This is a genomic window from Pseudomonas sp. PsB, from assembly GCF_043658375.1.
GTDB classification, from domain to species: Bacteria; Pseudomonadota; Gammaproteobacteria; order Pseudomonadales; family Pseudomonadaceae; genus Aquipseudomonas; species Aquipseudomonas putida_Z.
In genome coordinates this window covers 20,968-30,888 of the sequence record NZ_JBIGLU010000049.1, presented here as the reverse complement: position 1 = coordinate 30,888, position 9,921 = coordinate 20,968, and the positions used below count along the sequence as shown (strand labels likewise).

The window sequence follows — 9,921 nt, the reverse complement described above, 5'->3', positions numbered from 1 at the left end:
GGTTTGGCAGCAGCAGTGGCCTTGGCGGCTGGCTTGGCCGCAGGTTTGGCAGCAGCAGTGGCCTTGGCGGCTGGCTTGGCCGCAGGTTTGGCAGCAGCAGTGGCCTTGGCGGCTGGCTTGGCCGCAGGTTTGGCAGCAGCAGTGGCCTTGGCGGCTGGCTTAGCCGCAGGTTTGGCAGCAGCAGTGGCCTTGGCGGCCGGCTTGGCTGCAGGTTTGGCCGCAGCAGCCTTGGTGACGGGTTTGGCGGCTGCCGGTTTGGAGGTCTTGGCAGCACGCTGGTCAAGCGCCTTGGCTGCAGCTTCGCGAACCTTGCCTACACCTTGGGCCAGCTTGAGGCTGTCCTGGGCATCGCGCTTGAGTTGCTGAATATAAGAACGGGTCTGGGTTTGACGCTCCTTGAGGGAGTCGAGCAGTTCTTCAAGTTCTCCAATGGCTTTTTGCGCCTTGGTCTGCGCCTTGGCTTTACCTGCCTTGGCCGCGTCTTGCAGTTTCAGGCGACCGTTGTGCAGTTTTTCCTGGGCCTTGCCACGCTGCTTTTCCAACTTGGCCAGCAGTTTTTCCGCATCAGCCAGCGCTTGCGAGCAGGCATCTTCCAAGTGTTCGAGCAAGCTGCCCGAAAGTTGCTGGAGCAGGTGTAACGGCGTGCTTACTGGCTTCTTTTTAGCCGACATGGTTTACCTCCTGGCTGACGAGATTGCGGCTCATACTATGCTTCTGCTGCTACCGCCGCTAGGGCATGTTGACAGTATTATTTACGCCGCGTTGCATGCCTGGGCAAAGTTGTTATCTTGCAGCTCCGAGCAAGTGTAGTTGCTGAATAAATCATTGCTGATATTTGGCAATTATCTGTACTGCACAGCCCCCTGTAGGAGCGGCCTTGTGTCGCGATGGGGCGCGGAGCGGCCCCCGGTTTCAGCGCCAGGGCAAATATCGCCGGGGCTGCTCCGCTGTCCTTTCGCGACACAAGGCCGCTCCTACAGCGGGCGTAAAAAGGCAAATACAAATAACGAACACTGGCATACTTCCCCGCTCATTGGCGCAGGAACTCACCATGCCTCGATATCTTGTTTTAGGTTTATGCCTGCTGGCACCCATCGCCTTGGCTGACAGCGAAGAACATGACCTCGCCTACAGCATCGGCGCCAGCCTGGGTGAGCGGCTGCGCCAGGATATGCCGGGCCTGCAACTGGATGCGCTGGTAGAAGGCCTGCGCCAGTCCTACCAGGGGCAACCGCTGAAACTCGACAAGGCACGCATGCAGGCCTTGCTCCAGCAGCAGGAAGCCCAGGAAGGCGATGCCGCCATGCAGAAACTTCAAGCTGCCGAAACACGTTTCATGGCCAACGAGCGTGGTCGTTATGGCGTGCACGAACTACCGGAGGGCGTGCTCTACAGCGAACTGCAAGCAGGTACGGGTGCGCAGCCCAAAGCCGGTGGCAAAGTGCAAGTGCGCTACGTGGGCAGGCTGCCAGACGGCTCGGTGTTCGACCAGAACCAGACGCCCCAGTGGTTCAGCCTGGACTCGGTAATCGAAGGGTGGCAGGTGGCCTTGCCAAAGATGCACACCGGCGCCAAATGGCGCCTGGTGATTCCCTCAGCGCAAGCTTATGGCGCCGAGGGCGCGGGCGACCTGATCGAACCCTATACACCCCTGGTGTTCGAGATCGAACTGCTGGCGGTTGGCGACTGACGCCAACTCTCAGGCCTGGACCGCGCCTTCTTCCTTGTGCGCGTTGTGCAACACTTCGATCAGGCAGTCTTCCAGTTCGAAGCGCTCGTGCAGCAGGCCACCCAGCTTGCCCAGCTTTTCGGCAAAGCGTTCGGTGTCCTTGCATTCACCCTTGGCGCAATGGTCATTGAAGGCCAGTGCGATCTGAGTAATGTCGTTGATCCGTGGGTTGATCTCTTCGGCCAGCATCAGCGCCTTCTCGTCGCCGAAGGCCTTGGCCTCACTGACCAGCTGCTCGCAGACCTCGAAATGCCACGCCGAAACGTAGTCGACAAGGAGCGCGCAAAAGTCCCCGTTCGTGTCCTTGTCGGCGAAGGCCGGCTTGGCATCGCGCAGCGCGCGGAAAGCCTGCACCAGTTCCTGGCGCTCCTCCAGCCAGCGGTCGATCAGTTTGTGAACCCCACCCCAGCGTTCCTGAGCGTTCTGACAACTATCGAGCATGGCGATCTCTTCCCTTCTGGGTAGATGCCGCTGCACCTCGCACCACGACCGTGCAGCACAAAGGTGACATCAGCAGGCGGCATCGAGCAGTTGTGTTTTCGGTATGCGTGCTGGGAGATTATTCCCGCGCGTGCTGCCCTTCAAGGTACGCAGCGGACAAAGTTCATACAAGTGTTTAATACCCTGTTACATGGCCATTGGTCGTGCCAATGGCGCAACCTTGCGCCAGGTCATGTTCTCGCCAGGGTGCGGAAACGATACGCCAGCAGGCAACTCAAGGGCAGCACCGCCAGCAGCAGGAAGGCCAGCAGGCTCCACTCGGGCAGGGTCAGGTCGAGAAAGCTCCAGGCCAGCGAGTTGCAATCCGGGCCGCCGAACAACAATTGCCGGGCCGCCTCGCCCCAGGATTGCTCGAACAGCCGCCCGAGCGGCACCGGGCAGACCGGGATGGCCCCGTCATCCCCTTGCAACCAGACATGTCGCGCTGCCAGCAACGCCCCGGCCAGCGAACAGCCCAGCGTCGCCCGCGCGTAACAGCGAATGCCCGCCGTACTTGGTGCCTGCAGCACCGCCGCCAGGCACAGCAGCGCGTACAGGCCAAGCAGCAGCCGCTGGCTGAAACACAATGGGCAGGGCACCAGCCCGAGGACGCTTTCCAGGTGGAAGGACGCGGCCAGTACCGCCAGTGCAGCAAGGCAGGCAGGTAGGAAAAAGGTGCGCAAACGGGCCGGCAACATGGGCGGTGAAGGTCCCGGGATAATGAAGTGGCCTGAAACGGTAGAGGAAAGACGCGCTTTGTTTCAAGGCGCGACAGCAACGACAAGTCGCTGAATCGCGAAGGAAATTTCCAACTATGCAGTAGGAAACGTCTGAAGAAATGGATTGCAGATCTAACTTACATCGAGAGAAAGGTTACCCGCCCCCAAGGCCCGCGCCTTTGCGCGGGCCCTGGGGTAGGTCAGGCGCGTACGCCTTCGGGCAAAGGCAGGGCTAGCAGGCGCTCGTCCAGCAGGCCGAGGCCCTCCTGGAACAGCTGGTTGCTGCGCTCGGTCTCGCCAAGGCCGGCGAGCAGGCGCGCCAGCTCGGCACAGGCCTCGGGGTTGCGCTCCATGCGCAGGCTGCTTTCCAGGTAGTCGCGCGCCTTGCCCCACAGGCGGTTCTGCAGGCTCAGACGGCCCAGGGTAAGCAGCAGGCTGGCATCTTGCGGGTGGGCCTTGAGCCAACCTTCGGCTGTTTGCAGCTGGCGCGCCGGGTCATCGCCGCGCACCAGGCCGTACAGGCGGGCCAGGTGGCTTTCGTATTCACGCTTGAGGGCGGTACGCAGCACTTGTTCGGCTTCGCTCTGGGCACCCACCTGGCGCAATTGCTCGGCATAGGCCAGCACCAGCTGTGGCTCCTGGCGCTGGGCCGCGGTCAGTTGCTGCCAGGCGCGCTCCAAGGCCTGACGGGCACTTTGCGCGTCCTCGCCACGGGTGGTGGCCAGGCTCAGGTTCTGGCCCCAGGCACGTTGTTCCAGGGCTGCCAGCTCGGCGGCTGGCAGCACCTTGCCCTTGCGCAGGTCAGGCAGCAGGCGGATCAGTGCCGACCAGTCGCCGCGCTCCAGGTGCAGGCGCTGCAGCAGGCGCAGCACCTGGCCGTTGTGCGGGTGGCGCTCCTGCATGGCCAGCAGGGTTTCCAAGGCGCCGTCGCTTTCGCCACGGTCCATCTGCAACTGTGCATGGGTCAGGGCGATAGCCAGTTCCGCTTGCGGCTGGCGCTCCAGAGCACGTTCCAACAGGTTGTCGCTGTCTTCGGTTCGGCCTTGCTCGTTGGCGGCACGCGCGGCACCGAGGTAGTACAGCAACGGCTGGCGCTCGGCCTCGGCGGCACGGTGCAGATGGCGCTGGGCACTGGCCCAACGGCCCTCGGCGAGGTCCAGCTGGCCCTGCTCGATGGCCAGACGAACGCGCCGGCTGCGATTACGCCGCGACCACGGGTTGACCACGCCGCTGGAAGTCAGCACCAGGCCGACCAGGTAGCGCACCAGCCACAGCAGCAGCACTACAGCCAGCAAGCCGGCCAGGGCCGCCCACAGCCCCGACTGGTAGCGGAAGCTGCCATAGGAGATCAGCACGTAGCCGCTGTGCTTGGCGACCGCAATACCCAGCGCCGCGGCGACCACGATCGCCAGCACGGCCAGCAGGTAGACACGCTTCATGGCTTGCCCCCTTCAGCCTCGGCCGGCAGGTGCCGGCGCTGTATATAGGCCTGCACTGCGGCCAGGCTTTCGCTGAGGTCGGGGGTAACCACCGATACCGGCTGTTCGGCCAGGGCGTTGAGGCTGTCAAGCATGGCCTTGCTTTGCGGGTTGTCGGCGTTGAAGTTGGCCAGCAGCACGCTGCGGGCGTCGTCCAGCGCCTGGGTGTACACCTTGCTGTCGCCATTGAGCGCTGCCCACTGGGCCTGCTCGATGGTCAGGCTCAGGGCCAGGCGCAGCTGGTTCAGTTGCTGCCCGGCCAGCAGCGGACGCACGTTGTCATCGGCGTTGAAGTCGATCTGGAAGTACTTGGAGATCTCGGCCCACCACTGGGACAGGCGACTGGCGCCGTCACCATCGGCGGTGAGCGCGCCCAAGGCATCGGCATTGGTGTCGAACTCCGGCGACTGGGCGCTGAGTTGCTGCACCAGCTCACGCTGAGCGGCCAGTTTCAGGAACAGGCCGGTACGGTCCGGTTGCTGGGTGCTGTTGAGCGTGGCCAGGCTGCGCGCCAGTTGCTCACGGGCGGCGAAGGCACCCGGATCGCTCTGCTCGCGCAGGATCTCGTCCGCCCCCTCGACCAAAGCCTTGGCGCTGGTGATGTCCTGCAGCGCAGACAGGCGCAGGGTGGCCAGGCGCAGCAGGTGCTCGGCCTCGGCCAGGCGCCATTCCTTGCGGCTTTCGCCCAGTACGGTTTCCAGGCGCTGGCTGAGGCGTTGCTGGTCGCCTTGCAACTGCGCCACCAGGCGGCGGCGGTCTTCCAGCTCGCTGGCCGCCGGCAGGCTGGCCAGCTGCGCGCTGATCTGCTGTTCACGCTGCTGCAGGGCTTCGGCGCGCTGGTTCAGCGCCTCGATGTGCTGGCCCTGGTTGAATTCGCTGCCTTGCAGTTGACGCACCTGCCAGACACCCCAGCCACCTACCGCCACCCCGGCCGCGCCCAACAGCAGGGCCAACGTTGCCAGGCCACTGCCGGAGCGCTTGGCAGGTGGGGCGGTGACGGGTTCCGCCGGCGCCTGTGCCGACGGCTGATCGTTATTGGACAAGACAGTCTCGCTCACGTATCCATCCTTTGCATGGGGGCGCATCGCGTTCAGCTTAGCGCCTTAAGAGGCAGGTGCAGCGCTGCGCTGCACGGCTGCCAGCAAGGCCGTGGCACTGGCGCCACGGCAATCCACAACCTGTTGGGCCCCGGCGGCCCTGGCCTGCTCGGCAACCCGAGGGCTGGGCACGAACAGCGGCAGACGCGCCAGCTGCGGCCAATCGGCGCCGGCCATCTGCTGCAAGTGTTCAAAACCCTGCCCACTGCTGACCACCAGGCCATTGAGGCGTTCCGCTTCGATGCGGCGCATCAGGGTGCCCGCCGGGTAAGCCGGCAGGCAGCGACGATACAGTTCCAGATAATCGACACTAGCACCTTGCTCTGCAAGACGCTCTGCCAGCAGTTCGCGACCTCCGACGCCACGAACGATCAAGATCCGCGGTGCCGGCACGGCAACTGCCTGGCGCAGGGCTGGCAGCGCCAGCAACGCTTCGCTGTCATCGCCACGTGGGGGGAAGCTCACCGCCAGGCCCGCACCCTGCAGCACGGCGGCGGTTGCCTCGCCCACAGTGAACCAGCCTTGCACGGGTGGCTGCAGGCCGGCCTTGGCCAGTTGCTCAAGCAACAAGCGGGCAGCCGGCTTGCTGACCACGATGATCGCCTGGAAGCCCTGCAGGCCTTCCAGCAACAGGCGTTGCTGGTTATCCACAACGACGGGCTCGATTGCCAGCAGCGGCAGGCAGCTGCTGGCTACCCCCGCCGCTGCCAGGCTTTGCGCCAGCGCCGCACAGTCCTCGGCAGGCCGGGTCAGCAACAGGCGCCACGAACTCACGGGTGGCCGGCCTCGCCGTAGACTTCCTTGAGGATGGCCTCGGCGCCCTGCCCCAGCAGGTCCTCGGCCACCTGCACGCCCAGGGTTTCGGCGGCAGTACGTGGGGCGCGGGCATCGGCCACCAGCAGGGTACCGCCGCTGGGCTGGCCGACCAGGCCACGCAGCCACAGCTGGTCACCTTCCAGCACCGCATAGCAGGCAATCGGTACCTGGCAGCCACCATTCAGGCGTTTGTTCAGGGCGCGTTCGGCCACCACTCGGTCGGCGGTATCGGCATGGTGCAGCGGCGCCAGCAGCGCGTGGATTTGCTGGTCGGCGCTGCGGCATTCGATGCCCACCGCGCCCTGGCCGCCAGCCGGCAGGCTGTCATCGACGCTGATGGTGGAGGTGATGCGGTTTTCGAAGCCCAGGCGGATCAAGCCGGCGGCGGCGAGGATGATGGCGTCGTACTCACCGGCATCCAGCTTGGCCAGGCGGGTGTTGACGTTGCCGCGCAGGAAGCGGATTTGCAGGTCCGGGCGACGCGCCAGCAACTGGGCCTGGCGACGCAGGCTGGAGGTACCGACGATGCTGCCGGCAGGCAGCTCATCGAGGCTGTCAAAGGTATTGGAAACGAAGGCATCGCGCGGGTCTTCCCGCTCGCAGATGCAATACAGGCCCAGGCCTTCGGGGAAGTCCATGGGCACGTCCTTCATCGAATGCACGGCGATGTCGGCTTCGTTGTCCAGCAGGGCGGTTTCCAGTTCCTTGACGAACAGGCCCTTGCCACCGATCTTTGCCAGCGGCGCGTCGAGCAGCTTGTCGCCACGGCTGACCATGGGCACCAGGGTCACCAGCAGACCGGGGTGGGCCTGCTCGAGGCGGGCTTTGACGTATTCGGCCTGCCACAGGGCCAAGGCACTTTTACGGGTGGCAATGCGGATTTCGCGAGTGGACATGGAACGCCCCGATCCAGAGAAATGCTGTCGATGATAACAGCATCGCCGGTATCGCTAGCAGATACGGATCAACAGGCCGTGCGTGGTCTGCTGTGGGAGCGGCCTTGTGTCGCGAAAGGGCCGCACAGCGGCCCCAGGATTTCGGCAGTGATGCATAATTTGCTGGGGCCGCTTTGCGGCCCTTTCGCGACACAAGGCCGCTCCCACAAAGCCCGAGCAGATCCACAGACTTGCGCAAAGGGCTCAGAGGGTTTGCATCATCTTGCGCACACCGGCCACATGGCGCCGGCTGACGGTCAGGGCGTCACCGTCCAGGCCTTTCAGGTATAGCTGGAAATGCCCCAGCGGCGTGCGCTGCAGGCGTTCGATACGCTCACGGGCGACCAGCGCATTGCGGTGGATACGCACGAAGCGTTCGCCAAACTCGTCTTCCAGGGCCTTGAGCGGCTCGTCGAGCAGTACTTCCCCGGCCTCGTGGCGCAAGGTCACGTACTTGTGATCGGCAATGAAATAGATCACCTGGGGCAAAGGGATCAGCTCGATGCCTTTGCGCGTGCGGGCACTGATGTGGCTACGCGGGCCACCGCCTTCATTGGCCGGCCTGGTGAGCGCCGCCAATTGGGCGCGGTTGGGCTTTTCAGCCTTGCGCAAGGCATCGCGCAAGGCCTGGGCCTGGAAAGGTTTGGTCACATGGCTGAGGGTACTGTCCTTGAAAGCCTCGGCACCGTATTCATCGTCCCCGGTGCAAAACACCACCGCCGGCGGCGCCTCGCGCTCGCACAGGCGAGCAGCAACCTGCAGGCCGTCCAGGCCCGGCATGCCGATGTCCAGCAGGACCACATCGGGCTTGAGGCTTTCGATCAGCGCCAAGGCCTCCTCGCCGTTGGTGGCGCTAGGCTCCAGCACGGTGTAACCCTCCAGTTCGCCGAGCAGCCGGCTAAGGCGCTCACGGCCTTGGGGTTCGTCATCAACGATCAGGACATTCATAATTGCGCTGGATTCCTGAATGAGTCTCGCACAGGTATAGCGTAGACAGGTATGGTTCGAGCGACACTAAGGTCACGCTCTAGACCGGTGCGAAGGCCAAAGATTCACTCGGCCGGCAGATTCACTGCCAGTCCTCTGTCCAACTGTAGACGGTCCGTGGAACACTGCCGTTCATTCCTGCAAATCCTTCTCTATCGTTTTCCGCGCATTTCTCTCGACCAGCGCCCTGCGGCGGCCAGCCCAACCCTGCTATCATCGGCGCCACTTTTTCGTTCACGCCTGCAATGAGTGAATCCATGAGCACCGACAAGACCAATCAGTCCTGGGGCGGCCGCTTCAGTGAGCCCGTCGACGCCTTCGTCGCCCGTTTCACCGCCTCGGTCGATTTCGACAAGCGCCTGTACCGCCACGACATCATGGGTTCGATCGCCCATGCCACCATGCTGGCGCAGGTCGGCGTGCTCAGCGATGCCGAGCGCGACACCATCATCGATGGCCTGAAGACCATCCAGGGCGAGATCGAGGCTGGCACCTTCGACTGGCGTGTCGACCTCGAAGACGTGCACATGAACATCGAGGCACGCCTGACCGACCGTATCGGCATCACTGGCAAGAAGCTGCACACCGGCCGTAGCCGCAACGACCAGGTGGCCACCGACATTCGCCTTTGGCTGCGCGACGAAATCGACCTGATCCTGGCCGAAATCACCCGCCTGCAGCAGGGTCTGCTGGAGCAGGCCGAGCGTGAAGCCGAGACCATCATGCCCGGCTTCACTCACCTGCAGACGGCCCAACCGGTCACCTTCGGCCACCACCTGCTGGCCTGGTTCGAAATGCTCAGCCGCGACTACGAGCGCCTGGTCGACTGCCGCAAGCGTGCCAACCGCATGCCCCTGGGCAGCGCCGCGCTGGCAGGCACCACCTACCCGATCGACCGTGAACTCACCTGCAAGCTGCTGGGCTTCGAAGCCGTGGCCGGCAACTCGCTGGACGGCGTGTCGGACCGCGACTTCGCCATCGAATTCTGCGCCGCCGCCAGCGTGGCGATGATGCACCTGTCGCGCTTCTCCGAAGAGCTGGTGCTGTGGACCAGCGCGCAGTTCCAGTTCATCGACCTGCCAGACCGCTTCTGCACCGGCAGCTCCATCATGCCGCAGAAAAAGAACCCGGACGTGCCGGAACTGGTACGTGGCAAGAGCGGCCGTGTGTTCGGCGCCCTGACCGGCCTGCTGACCCTGATGAAAGGCCAGCCGCTGGCCTACAACAAGGACAACCAGGAAGACAAGGAACCGCTGTTCGACGCCGCCGACACCCTGCGCGACTCGCTGCGTGCCTTTGCCGACATGATCCCGGCAATCAAGCCCAAGCACGCCATCATGCGTGAAGCGGCCCTGCGCGGTTTCTCCACCGCTACCGACCTGGCCGACTACCTGGTACGCCGTGGCCTGCCGTTCCGTGACTGCCACGAGATCGTGGGTCACGCGGTGAAGTATGGCGTGGACACCGGCAAGGACCTGGCCGAAATGAGCCTGGACGAACTGCGCCAGTTCAGCGACCAGATCGAGCAGGACGTGTTTGCCGTGCTGACCCTGGAAGGCTCGGTGAATGCCCGTAACCACATTGGTGGTACCGCACCGGCGCAGGTGCGTGCGGCCGTCGCCCGCGGCAAGGCGCTGCTGGCTTCGCGTTAAGGCCCATTGCGAGGGCTTCGCCCTCGTT

The 9,921-nt window shown here is 64.1% G+C and carries 10 protein-coding genes; 2 read left to right on the top strand and 8 right to left on the bottom strand.

Going from position 1 to position 9,921, the window contains the following annotated elements; genetic code table 11:
* A partial coding sequence (locus ACGLHT_RS27890; RefSeq protein WP_394520745.1) for an AlgP family protein occupies positions 1 to 671 on the bottom strand: 671 nt, incomplete at its 3' end.
* A gap of 380 nt (positions 672 to 1,051) precedes the next feature.
* Between ACGLHT_RS27890 and ACGLHT_RS27885 the strand changes: the two genes are divergently transcribed.
* Positions 1,052 to 1,690: an FKBP-type peptidyl-prolyl cis-trans isomerase gene (locus ACGLHT_RS27885; protein WP_075044285.1), complete on the top strand. Its 639-nt coding sequence runs from the start codon at positions 1,052 to 1,054 to the stop codon at positions 1,688 to 1,690.
* 9 nt (positions 1,691 to 1,699) lie between these two features.
* Here ACGLHT_RS27885 and rsd read toward each other — a convergent pair whose 3' ends face one another.
* From rsd to ACGLHT_RS27850, 7 genes are all read right to left on the bottom strand, one after another.
* Complete coding sequence (gene rsd / locus ACGLHT_RS27880; RefSeq protein ID WP_137162748.1) at positions 1,700 to 2,170, bottom strand: sigma D regulator; 471 nt, start codon at positions 2,168 to 2,170, stop codon at positions 1,700 to 1,702.
* Between the two features lie 230 nt (positions 2,171 to 2,400).
* On the bottom strand, positions 2,401 to 2,907 hold the full coding sequence (locus ACGLHT_RS27875; RefSeq protein WP_025337279.1) for a disulfide bond formation protein B: 507 nt from the start codon (positions 2,905 to 2,907) through the stop codon (positions 2,401 to 2,403).
* A gap of 221 nt (positions 2,908 to 3,128) precedes the next feature.
* Entirely contained in the window at positions 3,129 to 4,367 is a 1,239-nt protein-coding gene (locus ACGLHT_RS27870) for a heme biosynthesis protein HemY (RefSeq protein ID WP_075044282.1), read from the bottom strand.
* Positions 4,364 to 5,464, bottom strand: coding sequence for a uroporphyrinogen-III C-methyltransferase (locus tag ACGLHT_RS27865; RefSeq protein ID WP_025337277.1), 1,101 nt, complete (start codon positions 5,462 to 5,464; stop codon positions 4,364 to 4,366). Before ACGLHT_RS27865 ends, ACGLHT_RS27870 begins: the two co-directional genes overlap by 4 nt.
* Positions 5,465 to 5,509: 45 nt before the next feature.
* Positions 5,510 to 6,277 (bottom strand): uroporphyrinogen-III synthase, encoded by a 768-nt coding sequence (locus ACGLHT_RS27860; protein ID WP_137162747.1) that lies wholly within the window; start codon positions 6,275 to 6,277, stop codon positions 5,510 to 5,512.
* A complete protein-coding gene (hemC, locus tag ACGLHT_RS27855) occupies positions 6,274 to 7,215 on the bottom strand; it encodes a hydroxymethylbilane synthase (RefSeq protein ID WP_137162746.1) in 942 nt (313 codons plus the stop codon). The genes ACGLHT_RS27860 and hemC overlap by 4 nt, the downstream gene beginning before the upstream one ends.
* 243 nt (positions 7,216 to 7,458) lie before the next feature.
* On the bottom strand, positions 7,459 to 8,202 hold the full coding sequence (locus ACGLHT_RS27850; RefSeq protein WP_015268539.1) for a LytTR family DNA-binding domain-containing protein: 744 nt from the start codon (positions 8,200 to 8,202) through the stop codon (positions 7,459 to 7,461).
* 296 nt (positions 8,203 to 8,498) lie between these two features.
* Here ACGLHT_RS27850 and argH point away from each other — a divergent pair, with 296 nt between their 5' ends.
* Positions 8,499 to 9,893 (top strand): argininosuccinate lyase, encoded by a 1,395-nt coding sequence (gene argH / locus ACGLHT_RS27845; protein WP_025337274.1) that lies wholly within the window; start codon positions 8,499 to 8,501, stop codon positions 9,891 to 9,893.
* The last annotated feature ends 28 nt before the right edge of the window (positions 9,894 to 9,921 follow it).

Bases quoted from the DNA above. Each gene is read 5' to 3' on its own strand.
- ACGLHT_RS27885 (WP_075044285.1), top strand. From the start codon at position 1,052: ATGCCTCGATATCTTGTTTTAGGTTTATGCCTGCTGGCACCCATCGCC.
- rsd (WP_137162748.1), bottom strand. From the start codon at position 2,170: ATGCTCGATAGTTGTCAGAACGCTCAGGAACGCTGGGGTGGGGTTCAC.
- ACGLHT_RS27875 (WP_025337279.1), bottom strand. From the start codon at position 2,907: ATGTTGCCGGCCCGTTTGCGCACCTTTTTCCTACCTGCCTGCCTTGCT.
- ACGLHT_RS27870 (WP_075044282.1), bottom strand. From the start codon at position 4,367: ATGAAGCGTGTCTACCTGCTGGCCGTGCTGGCGATCGTGGTCGCCGCG.
- hemC (WP_137162746.1), bottom strand. From the start codon at position 7,215: ATGTCCACTCGCGAAATCCGCATTGCCACCCGTAAAAGTGCCTTGGCC.
- ACGLHT_RS27850 (WP_015268539.1), bottom strand. From the start codon at position 8,202: ATGAATGTCCTGATCGTTGATGACGAACCCCAAGGCCGTGAGCGCCTT.
- argH (WP_025337274.1), top strand. From the start codon at position 8,499: ATGAGCACCGACAAGACCAATCAGTCCTGGGGCGGCCGCTTCAGTGAG.